This is a genomic window from Serratia sp. MMO-28 (genome assembly GCF_037199905.1).
Classification (GTDB): Bacteria; Pseudomonadota; Gammaproteobacteria; order Enterobacterales; family Enterobacteriaceae; genus Chania; species Chania oryzae.
This window is the reverse complement of the sequence record NZ_JBBCVB010000026.1, coordinates 45,572-70,668: the sequence shown is the minus strand read 5'-3', so window position 1 is coordinate 70,668 and position 25,097 is coordinate 45,572. Positions and strand designations below refer to the sequence as shown.

Below are 25,097 nucleotides of genomic sequence, written 5' to 3'. Positions count from 1 at the left end.
TTTATGAGTGAGCTTAATTACTCAAAAAAGACAGGCTTTGTAAAGTTCACATTAGCATTATCAGATTTCATATCTTCTACTTTGTCTATAATTTTAGCAATGTATGTTATTAAGATATGTGGAGGGAATATTAGCAACTTTATTCCTGATTCCGAAATGTTTGCGCGTATATTAACTCATGTTATGCTAGCTGCGCTTTGCGTTAGTTGGTTCTGGATTCGTTTAAGACATTATACATATCGCAAGCCTTTCTGGTTTGAGTTAAAAGAAATTCTTCGAACGCTACTTATCTTTTCCGTACTGGACTTAGCATTAGTCGCTTTTTCTAAATGGCAATTTTCTCGTTATGTCTGGGTTCTTACATGGTCATTAGCGTTCTTACTGGTACCATTAGCCAGAACAATAACAAAGCATTTACTTAATAAATATGGTTTTTGGCAAAAACATACCATTATTATTGGTTCCGGTAAGAATGCTTGTGATGCGTATGCAGCATTACAAAGCGAAGAGGTCTTAGGTTTTTCTATCTGTGCATTTTTCTCAACCGCCACTGAGTGTGAAAAAGAGTTATTAGGTATACCTGTCATCTGTAACGAGGAAGAGCTCTGGTTACAATGTGATTCTGAATCCACTCAATTTATTGTTGCACTTGAGTTTGATGAGCACGCTCTACGAGATGAGTGGTTGAAGAAATTAGCAAAGCATCAATGCCGCTCTGTTTCTGTAATTCCAACTCTGCGTGGTGTTCCGCTTTATGGTACTGACATGTCATTTATCTTTAGTCATGAAGTAATGATACTTAGAGTCAGTAATAATTTGGCAAAAAGAACCTCGCGTTTTCTTAAAAGAACTTTCGACATTGCAGGTTCATTGGCAATTCTCATTTTATTATCCCCGATACTTGCAATTCTAACGTATTTGGTTTCTAAAGATGGTGGCAATGCCATTTATGGACATGAACGTATAGGTCGGGATGGCCATAAATTTAAATGCCTCAAGTTTCGCTCAATGGTGGTTAATTCAGGTGAGGTACTCCGCCAATTGTTAGAGACTAGCCCTGAAGCCCGCGCAGAGTGGGATAAAGATTTTAAGTTAAAAAATGATCCAAGAATTACGCGGATAGGGGCATTTATTCGTAAAACCAGTTTAGATGAGTTGCCACAGTTGTTTAATGTGCTGAAAGGCGAGATGAGTTTAGTAGGTCCACGGCCAGTAATTGAACAGGAATTGGAACGGTATGCCGGGGATGTGGATTACTATTTGATGGCTAAGCCTGGTATGACAGGGTTATGGCAGGTCAGCGGGCGAAACAATGTCGACTATGATACTCGAGTTTATTTTGATGCATGGTATGTGAAAAATTGGTCCCTTTGGAATGATATTGCTATTTTGTTTAAAACAATAAATGTAGTTTTAAAGAGAGATGGGGTCTATTAATAATATTTTTATAGAGCACTCTATAACGAGCTTTGCAAAACGGTAAAATAGATATTTATTAAATATAAAAATGATTGGCTGAATTTGAGTGTGTCTTAGAATAGATGCTCTATATTAGGCTTATGTACATGTGCTTTAAGGCTTTCATTTTTATTAGATTGATGGCTGAGTTGTATGAGTATGATTCTTCCTTGTTACTCATTGATGTTCTGAATTTAATAAATAGAAGCAGCATTAATTCTTTGGAGTTGTGAGGAGTTAAAAAGTACCTAGAGTACATTGATTCACTTTAATGTTTCTTGTGAATATTAAAGCTTGATAAGTTATAGAGGGCTATTAAAGAGCTATCACAAAGAAATAATGATTGGGATGTGGGAATAACATGAGTATTGTGCACATATGTAACATGGATAAATTTATTCCTTCATTTATAGATTTAGTAAATGAAGATTTTGAATCAAGTGAACACAGCTTTTGGCTCTATGGAGATCTTAAAAGATACAGTGTTAATGATATAGGTAATGTCAAATATCTCTCAGGCGGAAAGTGGGCCAAGATTAAAAACGGGCTCGAATTGCTTAAGGAGATAAAACAGTGTGATAAAATTATTCTTCATAGTCTCCCAACTCCAAAGATTATTTCTCTATTACTCATCAACCCTGACGTACTTAAAAAATGTTATTGGTTCGTATGGGGAGGGGATTTATATCAGTATAAATTAGCAAAAAGAAATTTTAAATGGTACTTGAGGGAGGTGGTTAGAAGGCAGGCTATAAAAAGGCTTGGTAATATCGTAACTTATATTAAAGGAGATTTTGAACTGGTTAGGGAGTGGTATGGCAATAATGGTAAATTATCTGAATGTTTGATGTATAAAAGCAATACATACAACAAAGTTGAAATTAATGAAGAAAGAAGTGAGTTGAGTGATAAAATTACGATACTTCTTGGTAATTCTGCTGATCCTTCAAATAATCATTTATCCGCATTTGACAAGATCGAGAAATTTAAAAATGAAGATATTGAGATAATTACACCATTATCATATGGTATAAAAGAATATGCTGAAATGATAATTATGGAAGGGGAAAAGCGATTTGGTGATAAATTCAAACCCATTACCAATTTCATGCCATACGATCAATATCTAAAGTTATTAAGTAATGTTAACATAGCAATATTCAATCATAGCCGACAGCAAGCAATGGGTAATACAATTTCATTGTTGGGTCTTAAAAAGACAGTATATCTCAATAAAAACACCACGCAGTGGACATTTTTTGAAGAAAAAGGAATACATGTTTTAGATGTTCAAGATTTTTCATTAAAAATCCTTAGTGAGGATAAGAGAAATATCAATGAGGAAAAAATAGAAGATTATTTTTCAATCAAGAATCTCACCCAGCAACTGAAAGATATCTTCAACTCTTGACAATTTGTTGCCGTTGCCTACATACGTCTGCATTGAGCACCGCATTAATATGGGCAGCGAGAAAAAGGTTATCCTGTTGTAGCTTGATTTTTAAAGCACGGATAATTGTGTTGATGTTAGTTTTCATAACTTTTGCGGTAGCATGTAAGAATGCTGGTATTGCTGAATAGTTTGGACCCTTGGTCCAGAACATTGTGGCAAGTCAGTATAGCCACGCATTTCTACTTTGAAAAAAGAAGGGTAAATTGAAGCTTAAGAGTATTCTCTCATTTGCAATGGGACCTATAGGTGCTGCATTTTTGGGTTTTATTACCTTACCAGTAATGACGTGGCTGTATTCCCCAGAGGATGTGGGGCGGATTGGCATGCTAAATGTAGCCATATCATTTACAGTTCTTTTGTTTGGGTTGGGATTAGATCAAGCGTATGTTCGCCAATATCATGAAAGCGAGAATAAAGGTGAATTACTTAAAATATCAATAGTTCCAGGTTTGGCTTTGTTACTATTGACATTCCTTATCTTCTCTTGGAGTCCGGGGTACATATCTCTTTTACTTTTTGAAAAAGATAATACCCTTATCGGTTTTTCAGTCATTTTTATTCTTCTATTCAACTTTTTATTAAGGTTTTTATCTCTAATTGTTAGAATGGAGGGGCGGGGGGCTAGTTTTTCACTGAGCCAATTAATACCTAAAATAGTTATTTTAGTCTGCTTGCTCTGTTTTTATTTTTTTTGGGCTTATCATAGCTTTGAACAGTTGCTATGGGCAAACTTCTTCGGTTTTCTGCTAACTTTAATTGTTATGTTAATTATCACAAAGAGGGACTGGTTGTCAGCTATTTCCTCTCGTATAGATTATTTTAAATTTAAAGAGATGATTCACTTTGGGTTTCCGTTAATACTCGGGAGTTTGGCATTCTGGGGAGTGACGGCGATGGATAGAATGTTTCTACGAGCCCTATCTACGTTTGAACAGTTGGCAATTTTTTCTGTCGCGGTTAGTTTTGCAAGTGCAGCAACTATAGTACAAAGTATTTTTTCAACACTTTGGGCTCCGATGGTATACAAATTGGCTAACAATGATAAAGAAAGTTTGGAGCTTGTGGAAAAGGCGTCAAAATATATATTGTTGGTTGTAGTGGCTTTATTTTGTATCGCTGGGCTTTTATCTTGGGTTATCGATTTTTTTATTCCAGCTAGTTATAAAAGTGTCAAATTTGTTTTATTGGCATGTCTTGGATATCCTTTGCTTTATACATTGTCTGAGACAACGGTAGTGGGAATTGGGATAAGTAAGAAAACATCTTATTCAATGTTGGCCTCGGCGCTGGCTCTATGCATTAATTTGGGCCTCAATTATATTTTAGTTCCCCACTTTGGAGCGGCTGGAGCAGCCGTTAGCACATGCGTAACATTTTGGTTTTTCTTGGTTTTCCGTACAGAATTTTCGATACAATGCTGGAAGAGAATTCCTCGCTTTGAGCTGTATTTTTTAACTTGGTTATGTGTTGCTGGTGCTTCTGTTGAAGCTTTATTCGGTGATAGATATTTTATTCACTTAAAATTTTATTGGAGTGGAGTATTTGTTTTTCTCTTATTCAATAATCGTTCTTATCTAAAATGCTTGAAGTTTATAAAATCTCTAGTTTAAGGTTTGTTTTTCAAAGCAAGGATTATATATGCAAGATATTATATCCTGATATGTTTATTAACAAGTGTTGTAACTCATATTGTTATTAGGTGTGCTCAAGGCAAGTCTTGATAACTGAGTTAACAGAGTATATAAGATTACATAAATATTTATGAGAATTTCATGAGTAATTTGACTGAATCACACAAAGTTAGTGTTTATATATCTACATATAATCGTTTGGAGAAACTTAAACGAGCAGTTGAATCAGTATTGCGTCAAGATTATTTAAATATTGAGATTTTAATTTGTGATGATGCGTCGTCTGATGGCACTCAGGATTATGTCAAAGATTTGATATTGAGTGATAAGAGAGTCATCTATCTTCGTAATGAAGTGAATAAGGGAGCATGCGTGACAAGAAATCTAGGTATAAATGCTGCTACAGGATATTTTATTACTGGATTGGATGATGATGATGAATTTAAAGAAAATAGGGTATCTTATTTTTTAAGTAACTGGCATGATGAGTATTCTTTCATATGTGCTAACTTTACGAATTATTATTCTGATGGGCATGAGAAGGATTATTATAAAAAAAGTAAAGACCCACTTTTATTTGGTTATAAAGATATTCTTTTTGAAAATGAGGCATCTAACCAAATATTTACTCTCACTAAGCGTTTTCAGGCAATCGGTGGATTTAAACCATCAGTTAAGAGATTGCAAGACTGGGATACATGGCTACGTATTTCACATAGATTTGGTGACTTTCTGCGCCTGCCTGTCAGTACTTACATTATGAATAATGACCATTCATCCAATGAAATTCGTGTTTCTCAAATTGAAAATATAACTGAATCATTGATTTCTCTTGTTGAGAGAAATAAAGATATTTATTCTAAGAAAGAAAGGGAATACATGATTTTTCTAGTTTCTTGTATGAATAAAAAAGCAACTCTTTCAGATAGTTTGTATTGGAGTTTTTTGAAACTTAATCCTAAGTATTTTATAAAATATATATTGCAATAGGATAATTATATAGTGAAAAAGATTGAGGTTATTCTAGCTACTTACAATGGTAGTAATTATGTTAAAGAGCAGGTTTGCTCAATACTATCAAATTTCGATAAGTTAACATCTTTTGATTGCAAATTACTAATTTCTGATGATGGTTCAACTGACTCAACAGGTGAAATAATAGAGTCAATTAAAATATCAGATAACAGAGTGTCATTTATTGACAAGGAAAAAAAAGGTGGCGTAAAGGCTAACTTTTCATTTCTTATAAATAAAAGTAATGCTGATTATGTCTTCTTTAGTGATCAAGATGATTTATGGCTGCCAGATAAAATGTCAATCTTTATTGAGAAGTTTAGTGAAACTGAATCTAACTTTAATGGACCGATTCTTATTCATTCTGATTTATGTGTTGCGGATAAAAATTTGTCCCCAATCAATAGATCCATGTTTAAATATCAGAATCTTAATAAAGCACCAAGTTTTTCTCAGTTGCTAGTAAGTAATTCTATCACAGGATGTGTGATGGCTTGCAATAGAGAGTTAATCACTATCATAAAAGGTAGTAAAATAAAAGATTCAATAATGCACGATTGGTATATTGGACTATGTGCAGCAGCGTTTGGAAAGATAGTTTTCATTGATAAACCCTTGATTCTATATAGACAACATGGAGGTAATCAAGTTGGGGCTAAATCATTTGCACTTAGTGATTTAATTAAGATAGGGAATATTAAAGGAAAGGTAACAGAGATACAAGAATCAATAATTAGAACAAAAAAACAGGCAGAGTTATTTTTTTCGGAATTTTCTAGTGAGTTGAGTGATAGTAAGAAAAGGTTAGTCGAAACGTATATAAATTCTTTTGGTAATAGTATTAGATATAGAGCTGATTTGTTTTTTAATAAAAAATTTAATAAAAACGGCAAGCTTAGAAATTTATTCTTCTTCATCTTCTATGTCCTGAAAGGAAGGGGGGGTAATGTGTAATGTTTTAATTTTTTATAATAAAGTAACTCTCAGAGTTTAGACTAAAGTTGCTCCTGATACGCCTTTGGTTTCTCGATAGAAACTTATGCAATAGTATCTCATGATTTTAGGCTTTTTTAAATTTCAGTGTGATTATATGTTATTTTACTTCGAGCGACCTTAGGACTTAGATGGTTAGTTACGTTGGTTTTAAATACTGGCTCTCATTCGGAGTTATTATGTAATCGTCATCTGTGTAGGTTTGCTCATGCGAGGTTATGGGAATGATCTTGAAATAGATGGCTGTAAATGGTAGTTTTATGGTGAATTATAGTCTATAAACGGAGAATATATTATAGGGCTGAATATGAAGCTAAAGAGTCAGTTAATGGTGTTATCGATAAGCAATGTTGAGTGTATGAATAACTATTTTGATATATATGAAAAGGATGGGATTGATTAAAAGTAAAATATATGAGATTATTTTATACCAGCATAAACACATAGAACACTAGTGAAGTTAGTATGCATTTAAAAAAACCGTATTTTTTCATTAAAATTTTTTTATTCACATCAATAATATTACCATCAGGTTCTGTTGCGGGCATTAACGTAAAAATGTTATTGATGTTATTACTTGTTTTTATTTTTGCCCTCTATAGAAAAGGGGTTCTTGTCGTAAAATTGGTTAGAGTACTTATACCAATAGTTGTCCTGCTTTTGCTTTTTATGCTTTATTCATACATAATAAATAAAAATTCAGAGTTTATAATTTCACAGGCAAAAGACATCCTAACATTCTCTATAATGGCAGGTATTGCATATGCATTTGTCGAAAAGGAGGATTATGAAAGTGTGGTCTTTACAACTATAATAAAAGCTTTAATTGTGTGTGCTGTCTTCAAGTTTTTTATATTTATTTATGCTGCATTAACAGCTACTAATGTCTCTTCAATTGTCAGAGCAGTATCAGGGCTATTCGGTGTTCAAATAATGACATTTGATGTTGACGGAGCGGCGATTGGAAGAGTTGGTTTTACATCTGATGTAATAATTCCATTTGTGTTATTTGTTTTATTTAAGAAAAATATCCATGATCGTGATTTTAAATATCTCAAAATTACTATAGCAATATTACTTTTTTCTGTGTTTATTTCAATGTCTAGATTTTATTGGGCATCTACAATTACTGTTTTTTTAATGGCTTCAGTAGGAGCTGTTAATAAAAAGAAATCGCTTGTGTATATGTTTTCAATATTAGTGGCGACATTAGCTATACTGAGTACAGAGTCTGCTCAAAAAATGATTGAAAGCAGAATGTCTTCTGAAAACAATAATTACTCAGACGGTATTCGAGAATTACAAGCAGAATTAATTGCGAGATCAATAGAGACTGCTCCAATTCTTGGTCATGGCATTGGCTATTACATACCTAGCTTTATTAGAAGTACAGATGATAAATATTCATATGAACTTCAAATTCAAGCGTTAATAATGCAACTAGGGGTTGTTGGGGTTGCCTTATTTATTCTTATCGTGTTTCTTGTTTTAATTACTAGATCTTCAAAACTTAACCTAATTGATAAAGTGAATTTTTTGTTATTAATAGGGCTATGGTTTTCTTCTGGTTTGTTTAACCCAGTTCTTTTTTCCTCATCAGGAGGGATTGCTTTTTTGATGCTTTATATAATACCAGATTTAAAGCCATTAAAGCGTGATGTTTGTGAATCTTAGAGAATATTAGACTGGTATTACTAAGGGACTCTAATATTGAGGCTTCTAGTGCAAATAGTTAATGAAAACTAGATTCACTTTAATCTTGTTGAGATGATAATGAAGCTATTTAAGAAAAAAACTTTATTATTAATCTATCCTTTATCCTTTTCTTTATCAGCAAATGATAATCAGATAAGTGTTATGGGAAGATTAAATGACGTGTCACAAATTACTAACCAATATTTATCTGGTATATATGTGGCAAGAGATACTTATGGTATGAGAGCTAATTCAGTTGTAGCCTCATTTCAAGGAAATGCTGAAAGCCAATTTAATATTCCTGTTAGTGGTTTCAGATTCGCTAAATCTTTGGGGAGTTATCAAGATAGAGATTCAGTTACTCTATATGTTGATAATATTTCTCCGCCATTTAAATCATGGGAATTAATATCCAAGGCTGATTATACACCCACTTCATTTACATCCTTATCTGTTGATAAAAGTAAAATAAAGCTTGGAATGCTCCTAGATACAAGTCATAATCCTAAGTGGTCTTCCTACGTGGTATCTGTAGAAGGACATAAAGTAACTACTGCTGGTTGGGTAAATACTAAGACTAATAGAATGGGAACTCCTGATAATGGGGTTGGACTAGTTATTAACCCGATGACAAAAATATGGGTTACCAACTTTAACTCATTTCTTCCGAGTAATTCACGGGCAAATGCTTCAGTTATTCAAGAGAACGCTATAGTAAATGATAAAGTTAAAAATCCAACAGCTGTTAACGGTCTTGATACGGTCATTCTTCCTCAGTCCAGATTTGGTGGCACAGCAGCATACCTAGCTAGGCCTGCTGATGTAGGCTCTATGCAACAGTGGCAGTATGGATTCATATCGCAAGGAGCAGTATCGAATTTTGCCAGTACAAACTCGAAATCACACGCACCTTTGATTGGATATCTAGAAAGTTCCAGTGCTAGGGATGGTATAGTTTTTAATGGGAAAAACATAGAAAATTCCATTATATGGAAAGATGGAGCAATGGTAGTTGCATCCATTGATCCTAAAGGACTGATTAGTAAATTCGGTTATAAAACTGCTGCGGCAAAGTCAAGTATGCAGCTTTCTGATAAGATTGCCAGGTATATTATAAGTGCACAAAATAAAATATCTCTTGTTTTGCCAAGAAAAGAAGCTATTTTCCCTGGGTATACTATGAAGTTAACTAAAGTTTCCTCAAAAGTTTCTGATGTAATATTCACTGCTGGAGGAGTAAATATTAACGGCTCTATATCAGCAAAGATCACTGGTGGAACATGGAATAAAGAAGCAATATTTGATGGCACTTATTGGTATATATACTAGTTTTACTATTATGTTTTAATGAGGTTTATAACTACGAGTGTTGCTAGATACTTGAATTTAATTATAAGTGCTGTGACCTGCTCCCAGTTGATTAATACACGGCGATGTTAGTAATGTCTTCATAAGCCACATGAGGACATGCCCATGAAGAAGCGTTTTTCCGACGAACAGATCATCAGTATCCTCCGCGAGGCTGAAGCCGGGGTTTCTGCCCGTGAGCTCTGCCGTAAGCACGCCATTTCCGACGCCACCTTTTACACCTGGCGTAAGAAGTATGGCGGTATGGAGGTGCCCGAGGTTAAGCGCCTGAAGTCGCTTGAGGAAGAGAACGCCAGGCTCAAGAAGCTGCTTGCCGAAGCCATGCTGGATAAGGAGGCGCTTCAGGTGGCTCTGGGGCGAAAGTACTGACGACAGACCAGAAGCGGGAAGCCGTGGTGTTGATGTGTGATGCGACCGGTCTGTCGCAACGTCGTGCCTGCAGGCTTACAGGTTTGTCCCTGTCGACCTGCCGTTATGATGCTCAGCGTCCGGCTGCTGGTGCACATTTATCAGGGCGTATTACTGAGCTGGCGCTTGAACGCAGACGTTTTGGTTATCGGCGCATCTGGCAGTTGCTGCGTAGGGAGGGCCTTCACGTCAATCACAAGCGGGTATACCGTATTTACCACCTTAATGGACTGAGCGTAAAACGCAGACGACGCCGTAAAGGGCTGGCGACCGAACGGTTTCCGCTTCTGCGCCCGGATGCGCCGAACCTTACATGGTCTATGGATTTCGTTATGGACGCACTGGCCAACGGTCGCAGGATCAAGTGCCTGACCTGTGTGGATGATTTGACGAAGGAGTGTCTGACGATCACCGCTGCTTTCGGTATTTCAGGCGTTCAGGTCACGCGTATTCTGGACAGCATCGCGTTGTTTCGGGGCTATCCGACGACAATAAGAACCGATCAGGGCCCGGAATTTACCTGTCGCGCGCTCGATCAATGGGCCTTTGAGCATGGTGTGGAACTACGGCTTATCCAGCCAGGTAAGCCAACGCAGAACGGATTTATTGAGAGTTTTAACGGACGCTTTCGCGATGAGTGTCTGAATGAACACTGGTTCAGGGATATTATCCATGCCCGGAAAACGATTAATGACTGGCGGCAGGATTATAACGAGTGCCGTCCCCATTCATCGCTGGATTACCAGACACCAGCTGAATTCGCAACGGACTGGCGAAACAGGAAATATGAAGAAAAACCAACCGACATTACTAACTGAAGGTTGTATCTAATCCTGGGGGCAGGTCAGCTGAATTGGATTATTTTTTCCATTAAAGTGCCTTATACTTAATTTTAGAATGAGACTTTTATCTAACAAAGTTTACTTAGGTAAGAAATGGTCCGATTTTACTCAAAAAATAATGCTGCAATTACTTAAAAACATAATATAGTGTCCTTTTAGATATCTTTGTTTTGTTATTATGCGCTAATGTCTTTCATCTGTATATTGCAAGTGTACTGTTGTTTGTTATTTTATCTGGTGATAATGTTACATATATTTATATTGACTGTAATAATTCTTGACTCCTTCAGAATGACGACATTGCTGAGTATGTTCTAGTGCCACCGCGCATGAATCTAGAATTATAAATGCTTTTCCTACACTAATGATGAGAGAAAGCTTTGGAGATAATGTTATGAGACATACGCAAAAGTATTTATACCGAAAGTGGGTGATATTTGGTGAGGAATTATTTCTATTACCTGCGTAAATACCCTCTTTATTAAAGTAATCAGGTAGTCGTTAAAAATTTCGCAGGTAGAATAGAGCGTAGTGGATTCATGATTTTTAGCGCTTAACGTGCTCATAAGGAATAACAATGGCAATTTTAGTTACTGGCGGTGCTGGTTACATTGGTTCCCACACGGTTCTAGCATTGCTGGAACGGGGGGAAGATGTGGTGGTGTTAGACAATCTATCCAATGCGTCTGAAGAATCGTTGCAGCGTGTGGAACAACTAACGGGTAAAGCGGCGCTCTTTTACCAGGGTGATGTGCAGGATGCGGAATGCCTGAACCGCATTTTTGATGGCCACAACATTTCTGCGGTGATCCACTTTGCTGGGCTGAAGGCGGTAGGGGAATCCACCCGCAAGCCTCTGGAGTACTATCAGAATAATGTCACCGGCACCTTGGTGTTGCTGGATGAAATGCGCCGTGCCGGTGTGCATCAGTTTATCTTCAGCTCTTCTGCTACCGTATATGGTGCTAACTCGCCGGTTCCCTATGTTGAAACCACGCCGATTGGCGGCACAACTAGCCCATATGGCACCTCTAAATTAATGGTCGAGCAGATCCTGCAAGATTTTGCCAAGGCAGAACCACATTTCTCTATTATTGCCCTGCGCTATTTTAACCCGGTCGGTGCCCATGAGTCGGGTTTGATTGGTGAGGATCCTAATGGCATTCCGAACAACCTGTTGCCATACATTGCTCAGGTGGCGATCGGCAAACTGGAGAAGTTAGGGATCTTCGGCGGTGATTATGCAACCAAAGATGGGACTGGTGTGCGTGATTATATCCACGTTATGGATCTGGCTGAAGGCCATTTAATGGCGATGGATCATCTGCGGCAAATTGGTGGCTTTAAAGCCTATAATCTTGGCGCTGGCGTTGGCTATTCCGTGCTGGAAATGGTTCATGCATTCGAGAAAGCTTCTGGAGTAACAATTCCTTATCAGATTCTGCCACGTCGTGATGGGGATCTTCCGGCGTTCTGGGCTGATGCTAAGCTGGCTAAGCAGGAACTTGGTTGGGAGGTAAAGCGTGGTCTTGATGCCATGATGCGCGACACGTGGAATTGGCAGCGTAAAAATCCTCAAGGCTATTGCCGGTCGTGAGTGCTGCCAGTTCTCGGTTTTTCTTATCAACATCCAAGAGTGGAAGTTAAGCCGCTCTTTTAAAATATTGCACTTTATTGGATGTGTTTTTTATCTGTTTTATTTTTAGTCGATTAATAATCATCAGGTTAACAAGAATAAAAACACCATACGGTGTTTTAAATCATAAATATATGTGTCTGGTTGGTGCTCTGCCAGGCGGTGCAGTTTTATAGAGGGTTATATGAAGATTATCGTTACCGGCGGTGCTGGTTTTATTGGTTCGGCCGTTGCCCGGCATATTATTAACAATACGAATGACCAGATCCTCGTGCTGGATAGTCTGACTTATGCAGGCAATCTTGAGTCGTTAACGGCGATCGCAGGTAATGAACGCTACCAATTTGAACAAGTGGATATCTGCAATCGCCCGGCATTAGATCGCATTTTCGCTGAATTTAAGCCCGATGCGGTGATGCACTTGGCGGCTGAAAGCCATGTCGATCGTTCCATCGACGGCCCTGCGGCGTTTATTGAAACAAACATTGTGGGTACCTACACCTTGCTTGAAGCAACGCGCCAGTATTGGCAACGCTTGGACGAGGTGGCCAAAAAAGCATTCCGTTTCCACCATATTTCAACCGATGAAGTGTACGGTGATCTGCATGGCACTGACGATCTGTTCACTGAAACCACACCTTATGCGCCAAGCAGCCCTTATTCAGCCTCCAAAGCGGCTAGCGATCACCTGGTTAGAGCTTGGCTGAGGACTTATGGTCTGCCTACTCTGGTAACGAATTGTTCAAATAATTACGGTCCTTATCATTTCCCAGAAAAGCTGATACCACTCACGATCCTTAATGCATTGGAAGGAAAGGCTTTGCCGGTCTATGGCAATGGCGCGCAAGTGCGTGACTGGCTTTATGTAGAGGATCATGCCCGCGCCTTGTACCAGGTGGTTTGTGAAGGCGAAGTGGGCGAAACCTATAACATTGGTGGGCACAACGAGCGGAAAAACATAGAAGTTGTACAAACGATTTGTCGCTTATTGGATGAGTTGGTGCCGAATAAACCGGCTAACTTGACCAAATATGAAGAGCTAATCACTTTTGTTACCGATCGTCCTGGGCACGATATGCGTTATGCGATTGATGCGTCTAAGATCGAACGCGAACTGGGGTGGAAGCCACAAGAAACTTTTGAAAGTGGTATTAGAAAAACGGTTGAATGGTATCTGGGTAATAACGCTTGGTGGAGCCGTGTAAAAGACGGTTCCTATGCGGGTGAACGTCTTGGGCTGACTCATTAATTTAAGGTGTACCAATGAAAGGCATTATTTTAGCAGGTGGTTCAGGCACTCGCCTATATCCCATTACTCGTGGTGTTTCAAAGCAACTTTTGCCTATTTATGACAAGCCGATGGTTTACTATCCGCTTTCTGTACTCATGTTGGCAGGGATCCGCGATATTCTGATTATTTCCACACCAGACGATATGCCGTCGTTTAAACGCTTGTTGGGTGATGGTAGCCGTTTCGGTATTTCTCTGAGCTATGAAGTGCAACCGAGCCCAGATGGGTTGGCACAGGCTTTCCTGATTGGCGAAGAGTTTATCAATGGCAGCAGTTGTGCTCTGGTATTGGGGGATAACATTTTCTTTGGGCAGAGCTTTGGTAAAAAGCTTGAATCTGTTGTAGAGCGTAATCAGGGAGCGACGGTATTTGGCTACCAGGTGATGGATCCCGAGCGTTTTGGCGTGGTGGAGTTTGACGATCACTTCCGTGCGTTGTCACTGGAAGAAAAGCCCACAGTACCTAAATCAAATTGGGCCGTTACTGGGCTCTATTTCTATGACCAACACGTTGTTGAAATGGCCAAGCAGGTTAAACCTTCTGCACGTGGTGAGCTGGAAATCACTACGCTCAATCAGATGTACCTGGACAAAGGCGCGCTCAGTGTTGAATTACTTGGCAGGGGCTTTGCGTGGTTGGATACCGGTACTCACGACAGCCTGATTGAAGCATCTCAATTCATCCATACTATTGAGAAACGTCAAGGATTTAAAGTCGCTTGTCTTGAGGAAATTGCTTACCGCAAAGGGTGGTTGACTCGTGATCAGGTTATGGCAGAGGCTAAATTGCTCAGCAAGACCCTCTACGGGCAATATTTAGCGCAATTGATCGTGGAGAAATAAAATGCAAGTAGCAAATACTAAAATTGATGGTGTGAAGATCATCCAGCCTAAGGTCTTTGGGGATGCGCGCGGTTTTTTCCTTGAAACCTATGAGAAGAAACGTTATCAGGAAATGCTGGATATTGGCCTGGATTTTGTGCAAGACAACCATTCACGTTCTTCACGTGGTGTATTACGTGGGCTGCATTTTCAAAAAGTTAACCCTCAAGGCAAATTGGTACGAGTCGTGCGTGGCGAGGTATTTGACGTCGCGGTGGATATTCGCCCAGACTCACCAACCTACGGGGTTTGGGAAGGTGTGATTCTTTCCGAAGAAAACAAAGCGCAGTTCTGGCTCCCACCAGGTTTGGCACATGGTTTTGTGGTGCTTTCTGACGTTGCGGACTTCGAGTATAAATGCACAGATTATTATAACCCTGCGCATGAAGGGTGCCTGTTATGGAACGATCCTGCTGTTGGGATCGAGTGGCCGATTGAAAACCCATTACTGTCTGAAAAAGATAAACTGGGCAAATTGTTCAAGGAGTTAGGCCAATGAAAGTATTGCTCACGGGAGCTAAAGGGCAGCTAGGTAATTGTTTTTGTGATCGTTTACCAACCGGTTGGGATGTGCTGGCGACAGATAGCGATGTGCTTGATATTACCGATCTGGCCAAAGTGAAGCAGGTAGTGGCGGACTATCGGCCTGATGTTATTGTCAATGCGGCAGCCTACACTGCGGTTGATAAGGCGGAGTCTGATCAAAAGATTGCCGCCCTAATTAATGAGACTGGTCCAAAAAACCTGGCATTGGCAGCAAATGAAATTGGTGCCCGCTTGGTGCATGTTTCTACCGATTATGTCTTTGATGGTGAGGCCAATACGCCATATCTTGAGGCTGCAGCAACCAATCCGTTGGGGGTTTATGGCAAAACTAAGCTAGATGGTGAAATTGCCGTCAGCCAGATCCAACCTGATGCTTTGATCATTCGCACCGCCTGGGTTTTCAGTGAATATGGTAATAACTTCGTGAAGACCATGCTGCGGTTGGGCAAAGAACGTGACGTTCTGAACGTTGTTGCCGATCAGTTTGGTTGCCCAACCTATGCTGGTGATATTGCGCAAGCCATTATAGACCTGCTGAGAAAGAAGGCCGATGGGGGCGTTTATCATTTCTGTGGTGATGACCAAGTGGCATGGAATGAGTTTGCAGAAGCCATTTTCGCCTCTGCTGTAAAGTTGGAAGAGCTCGCTAAAGCTCCGGTTGTGATGGCGATTAGCACAGAGCAATATCCAACACCTGCGAGAAGACCAAAATATTCGGTGCTTAACTGCGAAAAGATTCAGCAACAGGGCATTTCTTTATCTCGATGGAGAGACAGAGTTGATGATGTTGTGGCAGCAGTAAACCTAGTAAGGGTATAGAAAAGTATATCGGTTCATTTTCACTCTTATCTGGCTGTGAATTGTAGTCATTATCAGGGGCATGGTAGGGAACTACTGCGCCCTTTTTTATTACATTATTTTCATTACGCGACGCGAATTCGCTGTTTGGTTATAATAAACGATTAGGGGCTGTTGACGTTTCACATTGGTAGCTTTACAGCGACTAATCTAAAACGTCAACAGCCCCTTTCTTAGACTGTGTTCTTTCTTTTGTGCTTTATCAAACTCAGTATTTATAAATTAGCTGATCTAGTACGGCGTATTCATCTTGAGAATGTCACAAATTTGATCGGTGGGCTTAAACCCCGTCGGCGCTTTTAAAAGGATTGCACGGATAGCTTCCAAATCATAGTGGTTACAGGCATGATTGATTTCATCCAGGTACTCGCTGAGTTGCTCCCATGGGAGCATAACCTCATTCGCTGCCATGATCCGTGGATGCTGAGTAACCATGACATTTTCGCCAATCAGTAGTTCTTCAAAGAGTTTTTCTCCCGGGCGTAGCCCAGTGATTTTAACCTCAATATCACCATCTGGATTGTTGCTATCTCGAAGCGTAAATCCACTTAGCGATACCATCCGATGCGCTAAATCAATAATCTTTACTGGTTCACCCATATCTAACACGAACACATCTCCACCATTCCCCATTGCACCAGCCTGAATAACGAGCTGAGCTGCTTCGGGAATGGTCATAAAGTAACGAATAATGTCCGGGTGGGTAAGTGTAATAGGACCATCTTTAGCAATTTGTTTTTCAAATAAAGGCACCACGGAGCCCGAGGAACCTAAAACGTTACCGAATCTCACCATACTGAAGCAAGTACTTAGCTGTTCAACGGCGAGCGCTTGCAATATAAGCTCAGCCATGCGTTTCGTCGCTCCCATCGTATTGGTTGGGCGAACAGCTTTATCAGTAGAAATAAGTACAAAGTTAGATACGTTGCAATTGATTGCTGCTTTTGCAGAAGCCAATGTGCCGAAAATATTGTTTCTGACACTGTCAACAACGTTATACTCAACCAATGGAACATGTTTGTATGCTGCGGCATGATAAATAGTCTCGATACTGAAGCTCTTTAATGCTCGCTCAATATGCTCCTGGTCTTGTACGTTTCCCAAAATAGGATATAAATTGGTTGAAAGTTTGCCCTTGTTAATAATTTCAGCTAACTCTCGCTCAATAGAATACAGAGAGAATTCAGATATTTCATAAAGCACTAATATTTTTGGGTTGTTTTGCAATATTTGTCGACAGAGTTCAGAACCAATTGAACCGCCCGCACCGGTAACCATAACAGATTTATTAAGAATATTTCGCGCTATTAATTCAGGGATAGGCGTAACGGGGTCACGCCCAAGCAGATCACTAATAGACACTTTTTGTAAGCTATCAATTCTTGCTTTACCTTCTACAAGATCAACCATACCTGGGATAGAAAGGACTTCGCAAGGCAAACCTTCTAGTTTTTTGATGACTTCATTTTTACGAGCACGGCTAGCACTAGGCATTGCTAAAAGCACTTTTGTAACTTGGTACTTTTCAATCAACCACGCGAGTTTTTTGGGAGAATATACGCTAACACCATGTATTACCATTTTTTGCAAACGTGGATTATCATCAACAAATGCGACAGGATAATACTCGGCGGCCTGGCTTAACGCTGGTAATAATTGCCGGCCCGAGGCTCCTGCACCGTAAATGATCACTTTGGTACCCATTTTTAATCCACGGTTAATCAGCATGCGTATCGCTAATCTTGAGCCAGCAATCATGAGTAAGCCAAAAGAGAAATAGATAATGGGTATTGTCCGTGGAAGATAAAGGTTGGTATAAAAACCAGCAATAACAAGCAAAATTGATGATGCAACCATTCCTGCTACAACAGCAACTAGCACTTTTGCTGTAATGTAGCGAAGAACCGCGCGATATAGCCCGAGCTTAACAAAGAAAGCTAGGGTAAATGTGATTATAAGTAATATTAAAAGCCAATGCTGAGCGCTTCTTACCGGTGTCATTGAGTCAATACGAACCCAAAATGCTAACCAAAAAGCACACAGCAATAAGATAACATCAATCGCCAGTGTGATAATTCTTTTAACTGATCTTGGTAAAGAAAGTAGAAAGGTAAGCATAGTAGTAACCAATTGGCCCTTTTGAGCACTAGCCGATAGTTGTTTCATACAGAATATAGGGATGTGGTATCACAGCCTTAAATGAATACAGTGAGACTTAAAATAACCAAATAGAACGTCAAGCGATAGACCTGTCTTTTACTCCTGCTCCGCAACGCCAGGAGATAATGAGCAGCGGCAACCATGCAACGACGAGACCAAATATACCAGGTATGATACCTGAGGCAATCATTAAAGCGCAGGGAGTCAACCAAACCAAGTTGATGAGGAATGCTCCGATAGTCACTGGTTTGTGACTAGCGTACTTGCGTGCAAGTATTTGGTAAGTGTGGCTTGCATGGGCTTCATAAAATTTTTTTCCGGAGAGTAAACGGCGCAACAACGTTAGTGTTGCATCAACGATGAAGATCCCCAACAAGCAAATCTCTGCAATGAAAAGTTTACTGTCCAGTTGTGCAATGTGTAAAACGATAAGGCCAATGGTGATACCAAGAAATCCGCTACCTGCATCACCCATAAAAATTTTCGCTTGGGGGAAATTCCAGAAAATAAATCCTAGAGTCGCACTTCCTAAAAGCAGTGAGATAATAAATAGCGCTGTATGTTCAGCATTTGGAACAGAGATAAACAGGATTAATAAAGAAGCTACAGAGAAAAAAATGGCTTCCATGCTTGCTAATCCATTAATACCATCCATAAAATTATAGAGATTAAGCATCCAAACTAGATAGACTAGAGCGAAAATCATACCTACCCAGCCTGCAGAAAACGGGTATCCGAGTAAGTCAATTACCGGAAATTGTCCCAGAAAGAATAATCCGGCAGTTGCGGCCAAAAAGTGCATCAGTAATCGCCAGCGGGCCGCAATATGTCCATGATCATCAAGAAAACCAATCAATGCTGTAATACCGCCAGCAAGCAGGAACGAGAACATCAATGATAAGGTCACTAAATCAAGCAATGCAAGCAGCACCAAACCAAAGAGTAAACAGATGACAATGGATACACCCCCACCGCGTGGTGTAGGAATTGAGTGAGAACTACGTTGGTTAGGAATATCGATGACGTTATGCTTTAAGGCATAGATACGTAGTCCAAACGTTAAAATAAACGAGAGGATAAAAATAGTAATAGCAATGCCCGATACTAGCATCATTTAACATCCTTCACATAAAACTCAGCAGTTTTTTTCATGGTTGTAAAAATAGAAACTTTAGGGTGCCAATCTAACTGACGGGAAGCGTATGAAGCGTCGATATCAAGCGAGCCATAGAGTTGTTCATAAATACTTTTCTTCCCTATAAACCTCAGTACTACATTTAATAAGAATGATGGAAACCAGATAACCCGTGCTGGCTTATTCATACCATCAGCAAATGTGCGTATAATTTCTTCGGTAGTGGGTTTATCTTCATCTGCTAGCACAAAGAGCTCGTTTTTTGAGCGAGGGTCCTCGATACATGTCATGATAAAATTTACAACATTATCGAGTGATACCATACTGCGTTTGTTGCTAACACCTCTAAAAGGCATAGGGAGACCAACTGAGACTAATTTGAGTAAACGACGAATATTGCCGGGAGCATTTTCGCCACAAATCAGTGCTGGACGGATCACGGTAAGAGCGATTCCTCTCTCAGCACATTTTTCCTTCAGAGCCTTTTCTGCTTCAAGTTTTGAAATAGCGTAATCAGAGATTGGCTGTGGAATGGATTGCTCAGTAAAGGGGACACCATGCGTAGAATTACCGTTGACACCAATAGAACTGATAAAAATAAAATGTTTGACGCCGGCTGCAGCTGCGTCTTCTGCAAGTTTCAATGTCGCATCTCGATTGACTCGCCGAAATTCAGTTAAACGATCAACAGCATCGTCATTTAAAATATGAGCCCGGCCTGCAGTATGAACAATCACGTCACACCCTTTTACAGCATCTGACCAATTTGTGAGTTCTGAGATATCCCCCACATTAATCAGGCCGGATGTATCGTCTGTTGTGCGACGAGTTGTACCAATCACAACATACTCCTTTTTTCGAAGTGCTGAGATCAAACGACTGCCAACAAAGCCTGTTGCACCTGTAACCAGAATGTTCACACTGTACCCTTTTGATAAAAGCCTGAACTAAATAGATGAATAACCTAAGCTATACCGATGGATATTTTAAAATAAAATATATTCTTTACTGTCAGTTATAAATATTTTAATGATCACTTGCACGTGATTTTTTATAAATATAACTTAGTAGGGTAAGTGGCAGTATACGTGGAGCACCTCTGATCAAAAAGGTAATTATGGCTGGCAGCAATGATTGAAAATGTAGGGTGTACTTCAACTTGGCTAGCTTATATTCACTTTTGAGGTAAGAGATACCACTTCGTCTCGAAAGCATATTAGCTCCCGCTCTAACTATTACAAGTGAATTATCTAAGTTGGCAACAGGAAATGATTTAGCCATAACTCGTAACCAAAGGTTATAGTCTTCCATGAAGTAATGATGTTTATAACCACCAACACTTATGATTGCAGACTTATTAAACATGACAGTCATATGATTGAAAGGGTTTTTAAGTCTTGCAAACTTTATAATATCATCATTCTCAGTCGGTACTTTTCTGATTGATGTAATCTTATTTATATCAGACGCACATTCATAAATACTACTTCCTAATAATACTGTTTTAGGATTAGCTGCCATATATGTAATTTGCTCTTCAAATCTAGTATCCAAACAGACATCATCAGTATCCATTCTTGCAACTAAATCGTAACTACAGTGCTTGAGTCCCTCATTGAGAGCATTACCAAGACCAACGTTTTTAGTTAAACGAACTACCTTAATAGGTAACCGCTTACTCCAATCGGTAACAACGTCTTCAAGTTCATCAGTAAGTGGTCCATCATATACGCAGACTAATTCTGTACATGGCAAAGTCTGATTATAAATGCTGGAAAAACAGGCATGAAGATATTTTTCTGATTCTTTAAAATAAAGTGACATTAATACACTAAATTTTATTTCTTTTATATTCATATCAGGGTGTCAAATTTACTTAAATTAAGTTTAACTTATATCGTTTACACGCCGGGATAGCAAAATACCTATGCGTGATTCGAGCGAACTTAGGCATGGTTAGAAAAATGAGTATCCTCGTCGTCATTTAGCCAAATCATTCTGAGGCTAACATTTTAATGATAGTTGCTGGATTGCCTGTTACAACAGCATTAGCTGGTACATCCTTTGTAACTACGGCCCCAGCTCCTACCATGCTGTTTTCGCCAATAGTAATGCCAGGTAAAATAGTTGCATTTGCCCCTATAGAAGCATTTTTCTTAATCAAAATTTTGGAAAAAACATCGGGGTAAATTTTTGACCTGGGAAATTTATCATTTGTAAAGACTACGCAAGGACCAATAAAAACGTCGTCCTCAATAGTTACACCATCCCAAATATAAACACCCGACTTAACGGTAACATTATTCCCCAATATAACATCATTCTCAATAAGAGTATTGGCGCAAATATTGCAATTTTTGCCTATTTTAGCACCTTCTAAAATGACAACAAATTGCCAAATTTTAGTACCTTCTCCTATATTTTTCGTTTGCACATCGCTTAGTTTATGAATATACATCATTTGCCTTTTTTCTTAACTGGTTATAGTTTTAGGCATAGATAAAGCTATGTTTACCATCAACCTTAACATTATTAATTAATATTCGCCCTAAAATCATGAGGAATTAAATGTTACTGTGAAGGGGAGGGCACTTTATTAAAATAGGTTTCGAGAGAAGGATTTTCTGATGCCATCGTATGTTCCTAATAGAATGTACTTAAGCAAGTTAATTTTTTTTGGTTTTATAATTAACATTATTATTGAGAATGAAGCCAATCTAAATAAATTGTAAATTCGCCATGCGATAGGGAACGGACGGTATAAACTGCAAAAGAGGCCATTCCGGAAAACATAAAAGTAGCGATAATTTGCATGAACAGGAATATCAATAATACCAAATAGCTTTCTTCTGTCATCACCAAGCTTATGAATTAACTTTGCTTCTTTTACGCTAAATATTTTGTACCCTAAATTGACTACTCTTAGGCACCAATCGGTATCGACGTACTCTAGAAAGAAGCCTTCGTGATTACCCCCTGTTATCGACCAAACTGAAGTGCTAAAAAAAGTGCCTGAAGATATGAGTTGGTGTGTTTCTATATATTTTCCTTTAACGGACTCCGGGTATATAACATTCCGTCTAAAACCATCGTAAGTATAAAAAGGAAATTGTTTATTACTTCTTTCGTCTACGATGAGTGGCCCCAGAGCTCCAACTTTAATACCTTCTGCAGTTAAGGCATGATATGCCTTTACCAAGCTTGAAATGAATCCGGTTTCAAGCTTACTATCCTGATCGAACAAACAGACAAAATCATGTCCTCGTTCCTTCGCTCTCGCAACCCCTATATTCTGGGCTTTACCAATACCAACATTAGTATCAAGAGTAATAAGCTCTAGGCTACATGGAGTATTAATTAAACTAACTTTCACTGAAGAGTTATTATCAACGATTATAATATGCTCAACTTGAGCAGTCATTGAGTCTATAAGCGATTGCAAGTCAGATTGGTTTGGGTTGTATGTGACAATAATACTGCAAACATTACTTTTCATGCTAAAAAGAATACCTTAATCTTAAATGCTGAGCGTAAAATTCTTCTGATGATGCAGCTATAGAAATAAAGTATTTTTTCAACAATGACTCCATTTCTGTCACCTAAGGAATATGAATATAAAAACCATTTATTGATACCAATCCAATAGATAGAGTGCAGCGCATTAGTGGCTCTGATTTCTTCATTCATTTTCTTTCTAAATGTTGACTCTTTTGAAATATTTGTGCTGTGAATTCTATAAGCAGCTATAGGTTCAAAATCGAAAGTTACATTACAATCACGAAAAAGTCGCAAGTAAAACTCTCTGTCTTCAGCCATTAATTTAGTATTATAATTACCTATTTTTTCATATGCGGTCCTTTTTATGAGCGCACTTGGACCTGGTATACACCAATTAGTTATGATCTCACCAACTAGGAAACTATCATTACTCAGTGCTTTAGTATTTGCCTTAAAATAGCTTTTGTATGCGTTTTTTGATACTATCTCAGAATGCTCATTAATTATGTAAACATCACTTAGTAATGCATCATAATTTGACTCTTTAAGTTTAGCTACTTTCTTACTTAATGAATCAGGAAGAAGTATATCGTCAGCAGCGCAAAGTGAAATAATATCAAACTTTGCGAAAGATAATGCTTTATTTAACGAAGCACAAATACCTAAATTAACTTCATTTTTTAAAAAGAGAATGTCGAAGTTTATTTGTGAATGCATACGTGGCTTTGCTAACCATGCTTCAACTATATCTACTGACTTATCTTTAGAGCAATCGTCTATTATGATAAGTTGAACCATATCAATAGAGGTAATCTTTTCAATAGACGAAAGGCACTCTTCGACATATATTGCTTGATTAAACAAAGGTACTATTATTGTTAAAGAGCTTTTATTACTTAATGACATCTTCATTACCTACTGCGTGAGTACATTGAGACTTATTGGCGATATAATAAAGCAAGCACTTTTTTAAAATAGATAAAAGCAAGGGCAATGAAAAAACAGCTAATATTTTCAAATAGAATCCTAAAAGGAGTGAAGGATCTACAAAAAAGAAACATGAATATGTAATAGACATAACATAAAAAAATACTCTTAGCGAGTACCTACTAGTGCTTTTATTTATTAAGCACTTTCCTGAACGAATGAATAAATAAGCCAGACCAAATAAAAAAGAGAATATGATAGATATATAAGGCCCCAGTAAATACAAACCTAAAATATTGTGCCTAGCATTTGGTCCAATCCCACTAGATATATTGTAATAATATTTCGATATTTCATAGCCGAAAACAACTTTTTCTTTGATTGGCATACCTAATAAACTTCTAATCTTATTTATAGTACCACCAAAGAAATAATCCCACAGATAAATATTATCAGGAAGAGATTGCATAAAGTCTTTACTATATCCATGGTAAAAGACATCACCGAAGAGGACAAATCTTTCGAAAAAAGCACTTAAAACGCTATCCTTCGAGTTCCATACACTAAATATAATTACCATTAAGCTGATAATAACGAGTGGGGATATATAGGATAAGTAATTAACTACTTTATCTAACCCTCTGATTTGAAATATTTCCTTGACCAAAAATAATGAAATTATCATGAAAAAGAAATCAGATTTCCCACCTTTTGCAAGTAAACAGAGAAAACACAAACTTATGAGAATATAATCCGTTGTTCTTCTTCGTAAAAAAACATATCTTTTGATTATTACCAATGAAGGTAAACAAATCCAATATATATCTGTAAACCAAGAAAGTGCACCTAGTGATTCGTTAGTATCTAAGCGTGATACTTGGTTTAGAACAGGGATCCCAGCCAATAAAAAATATATAATCGTCGTGATTATAAAAATAATCAAAGTTGTTGAATAAAAAATCGAATAATTAGCCTCCCATTCTTTTGCAAGCGATGCATTGCTGATTTTTTCAGCATAGCACATCTTGTATTTAGCCCCCATGAAAACAAGCGGCAATAAGAATGCTAACTCTGTAAATAGGAATGAAAAAAAATAATCATCATCTAGGCGATCTTCAAGGAAAATAAAAATCACGACAGAACATGAAAAAGCTTGAGAAACATAACCAATGGCTAGAGGATCTGCAATATGTGTTATATTTCTCCCGAACATAAAATAATAAAAAATCAATATAAAAATGAGAACTATAATATATGAATTTAATTCTGAGTGTAGTAACTCTATAAATTGATTATTAGTCAT

21 protein-coding genes are annotated in these 25,097 nt (G+C 38.2%); 13 read left to right on the top strand and 8 right to left on the bottom strand.

The window, feature by feature from the left end; translation table 11 throughout:
* Positions 1-3: 3 nt before the first annotated feature.
* The 13 genes from wbaP (at position 4) to rfbD (ending at position 16,035) form a co-directional block, all read left to right on the top strand.
* A complete protein-coding gene (gene wbaP / locus WG891_RS20680) occupies positions 4-1,437 on the top strand; it encodes an undecaprenyl-phosphate galactose phosphotransferase WbaP (protein ID WP_337264284.1) in 1,434 nt (477 codons plus the stop codon).
* Positions 1,438-1,819: 382 nt separating this feature from the next.
* On the top strand, positions 1,820-2,869 hold the full coding sequence (locus WG891_RS20675; RefSeq protein WP_337264285.1) for a TDP-N-acetylfucosamine:lipid II N-acetylfucosaminyltransferase: 1,050 nt from the start codon (positions 1,820-1,822) through the stop codon (positions 2,867-2,869).
* Between the two features lie 245 nt (positions 2,870-3,114).
* Positions 3,115-4,521: a lipopolysaccharide biosynthesis protein gene (locus WG891_RS20670; protein ID WP_337264286.1), complete on the top strand. Its 1,407-nt coding sequence runs from the start codon at positions 3,115-3,117 to the stop codon at positions 4,519-4,521.
* Between the two features lie 162 nt (positions 4,522-4,683).
* Complete coding sequence (locus WG891_RS20665) at positions 4,684-5,532, top strand: glycosyltransferase (protein WP_337264287.1); 849 nt, start codon at positions 4,684-4,686, stop codon at positions 5,530-5,532.
* Between the two features lie 12 nt (positions 5,533-5,544).
* Positions 5,545-6,510: a glycosyltransferase family 2 protein gene (locus WG891_RS20660; protein ID WP_337264288.1), complete on the top strand. Its 966-nt coding sequence runs from the start codon at positions 5,545-5,547 to the stop codon at positions 6,508-6,510.
* A gap of 504 nt (positions 6,511-7,014) precedes the next feature.
* Positions 7,015-8,223 carry an O-antigen ligase family protein gene (locus tag WG891_RS20655; RefSeq protein ID WP_337264289.1) on the top strand — a complete coding sequence of 403 codons (1,209 nt, stop codon included), beginning with the start codon at positions 7,015-7,017 and terminating at the stop codon, positions 8,221-8,223.
* A 99-nt stretch (positions 8,224-8,322) separates the two neighbouring features.
* Positions 8,323-9,573, top strand: a complete 1,251-nt coding sequence (locus WG891_RS20650; RefSeq protein WP_337264290.1) for a hypothetical protein — start codon at positions 8,323-8,325, stop codon at positions 9,571-9,573.
* 144 nt (positions 9,574-9,717) lie between these two features.
* Positions 9,718-10,838, top strand: a protein-coding gene (locus WG891_RS20645) for an IS3 family transposase (protein WP_337264291.1) whose coding sequence is annotated in 2 segments (ribosomal slippage) — positions 9,718-9,976 and positions 9,976-10,838 — 1,122 coding nt in all. Because the reading frame shifts where the segments join, the coding sequence is not laid out codon by codon here.
* Positions 10,839-11,439: 601 nt separating this feature from the next.
* A complete protein-coding gene (gene galE, locus WG891_RS20640) occupies positions 11,440-12,459 on the top strand; it encodes a UDP-glucose 4-epimerase GalE (RefSeq protein ID WP_337264292.1) in 1,020 nt (339 codons plus the stop codon).
* Between the two features lie 223 nt (positions 12,460-12,682).
* Positions 12,683-13,747, top strand: a complete 1,065-nt coding sequence (gene rfbB / locus WG891_RS20635; RefSeq protein WP_337264293.1) for a dTDP-glucose 4,6-dehydratase — start codon at positions 12,683-12,685, stop codon at positions 13,745-13,747.
* Between the two features lie 14 nt (positions 13,748-13,761).
* On the top strand, positions 13,762-14,631 hold the full coding sequence (gene rfbA / locus WG891_RS20630; protein ID WP_337264294.1) for a glucose-1-phosphate thymidylyltransferase RfbA: 870 nt from the start codon (positions 13,762-13,764) through the stop codon (positions 14,629-14,631).
* A gap of 1 nt (position 14,632) precedes the next feature.
* Complete coding sequence (rfbC, locus tag WG891_RS20625) at positions 14,633-15,169, top strand: dTDP-4-dehydrorhamnose 3,5-epimerase (RefSeq protein ID WP_337264295.1); 537 nt, start codon at positions 14,633-14,635, stop codon at positions 15,167-15,169.
* Entirely contained in the window at positions 15,166-16,035 is an 870-nt protein-coding gene (gene rfbD, locus WG891_RS20620; RefSeq protein WP_337264296.1) for a dTDP-4-dehydrorhamnose reductase, read from the top strand. Before rfbC ends, rfbD begins: the two co-directional genes overlap by 4 nt.
* Positions 16,036-16,305: 270 nt before the next feature.
* Here rfbD and WG891_RS20615 read toward each other — a convergent pair whose 3' ends face one another.
* From WG891_RS20615 to WG891_RS20580, 8 genes are all read right to left on the bottom strand, one after another.
* Positions 16,306-18,192 carry a polysaccharide biosynthesis protein gene (locus WG891_RS20615; protein WP_337264297.1) on the bottom strand — a complete coding sequence of 629 codons (1,887 nt, stop codon included), beginning with the start codon at positions 18,190-18,192 and terminating at the stop codon, positions 16,306-16,308.
* Between the two features lie 118 nt (positions 18,193-18,310).
* A complete protein-coding gene (locus tag WG891_RS20610; RefSeq protein ID WP_443006220.1) occupies positions 18,311-19,348 on the bottom strand; it encodes an MraY family glycosyltransferase in 1,038 nt (345 codons plus the stop codon).
* A complete protein-coding gene (locus tag WG891_RS20605) occupies positions 19,345-20,289 on the bottom strand; it encodes an NAD-dependent epimerase/dehydratase family protein (protein ID WP_337264298.1) in 945 nt (314 codons plus the stop codon). The genes WG891_RS20610 and WG891_RS20605 overlap by 4 nt, the downstream gene beginning before the upstream one ends.
* Before the next feature lie 106 nt (positions 20,290-20,395).
* Positions 20,396-21,226, bottom strand: a complete 831-nt coding sequence (locus WG891_RS20600; protein WP_337264299.1) for a glycosyltransferase — start codon at positions 21,224-21,226, stop codon at positions 20,396-20,398.
* 136 nt (positions 21,227-21,362) lie between these two features.
* Positions 21,363-21,827, bottom strand: coding sequence for an acyltransferase (locus WG891_RS20595; protein ID WP_337264339.1), 465 nt, complete (start codon positions 21,825-21,827; stop codon positions 21,363-21,365).
* Positions 21,828-21,965: 138 nt separating this feature from the next.
* A complete protein-coding gene (locus WG891_RS20590; RefSeq protein WP_337264300.1) occupies positions 21,966-22,865 on the bottom strand; it encodes a glycosyltransferase family 2 protein in 900 nt (299 codons plus the stop codon).
* Complete coding sequence (locus WG891_RS20585; protein ID WP_337264301.1) at positions 22,862-23,773, bottom strand: glycosyltransferase; 912 nt, start codon at positions 23,771-23,773, stop codon at positions 22,862-22,864. The genes WG891_RS20590 and WG891_RS20585 overlap by 4 nt, the downstream gene beginning before the upstream one ends.
* Positions 23,760-25,097 (bottom strand): hypothetical protein, encoded by a 1,338-nt coding sequence (locus WG891_RS20580; RefSeq protein WP_337264302.1) that lies wholly within the window; start codon positions 25,095-25,097, stop codon positions 23,760-23,762. The genes WG891_RS20585 and WG891_RS20580 overlap by 14 nt, the downstream gene beginning before the upstream one ends.

What these genes read in the sequence shown, in the direction of transcription:
- wbaP (WP_337264284.1), top strand. Translation starts at nt 4, where the DNA reads ATGAGTGAGCTTAATTACTCAAAAAAGACAGGCTTTGTAAAGTTCACA.
- WG891_RS20675 (WP_337264285.1), top strand. Translation starts at nt 1,820, where the DNA reads ATGAGTATTGTGCACATATGTAACATGGATAAATTTATTCCTTCATTT.
- WG891_RS20665 (WP_337264287.1), top strand. Translation starts at nt 4,684, where the DNA reads ATGAGTAATTTGACTGAATCACACAAAGTTAGTGTTTATATATCTACA.
- WG891_RS20655 (WP_337264289.1), top strand. Translation starts at nt 7,015, where the DNA reads ATGCATTTAAAAAAACCGTATTTTTTCATTAAAATTTTTTTATTCACA.
- WG891_RS20650 (WP_337264290.1), top strand. Translation starts at nt 8,323, where the DNA reads ATGAAGCTATTTAAGAAAAAAACTTTATTATTAATCTATCCTTTATCC.
- galE (WP_337264292.1), top strand. Translation starts at nt 11,440, where the DNA reads ATGGCAATTTTAGTTACTGGCGGTGCTGGTTACATTGGTTCCCACACG.
- rfbB (WP_337264293.1), top strand. Translation starts at nt 12,683, where the DNA reads ATGAAGATTATCGTTACCGGCGGTGCTGGTTTTATTGGTTCGGCCGTT.
- rfbA (WP_337264294.1), top strand. Translation starts at nt 13,762, where the DNA reads ATGAAAGGCATTATTTTAGCAGGTGGTTCAGGCACTCGCCTATATCCC.
- rfbC (WP_337264295.1), top strand. Translation starts at nt 14,633, where the DNA reads ATGCAAGTAGCAAATACTAAAATTGATGGTGTGAAGATCATCCAGCCT.
- rfbD (WP_337264296.1), top strand. Translation starts at nt 15,166, where the DNA reads ATGAAAGTATTGCTCACGGGAGCTAAAGGGCAGCTAGGTAATTGTTTT.
- WG891_RS20615 (WP_337264297.1), bottom strand. Translation starts at nt 18,192, where the DNA reads ATGCTTACCTTTCTACTTTCTTTACCAAGATCAGTTAAAAGAATTATC.
- WG891_RS20610 (WP_443006220.1), bottom strand. Translation starts at nt 19,348, where the DNA reads ATGATGCTAGTATCGGGCATTGCTATTACTATTTTTATCCTCTCGTTT.
- WG891_RS20600 (WP_337264299.1), bottom strand. Translation starts at nt 21,226, where the DNA reads ATGAATATAAAAGAAATAAAATTTAGTGTATTAATGTCACTTTATTTT.
- WG891_RS20595 (WP_337264339.1), bottom strand. Translation starts at nt 21,827, where the DNA reads ATGTATATTCATAAACTAAGCGATGTGCAAACGAAAAATATAGGAGAA.
- WG891_RS20590 (WP_337264300.1), bottom strand. Translation starts at nt 22,865, where the DNA reads ATGAAAAGTAATGTTTGCAGTATTATTGTCACATACAACCCAAACCAA.
- WG891_RS20585 (WP_337264301.1), bottom strand. Translation starts at nt 23,773, where the DNA reads ATGTCATTAAGTAATAAAAGCTCTTTAACAATAATAGTACCTTTGTTT.
- WG891_RS20580 (WP_337264302.1), bottom strand. Translation starts at nt 25,097, where the DNA reads ATGACTAATAATCAATTTATAGAGTTACTACACTCAGAATTAAATTCA.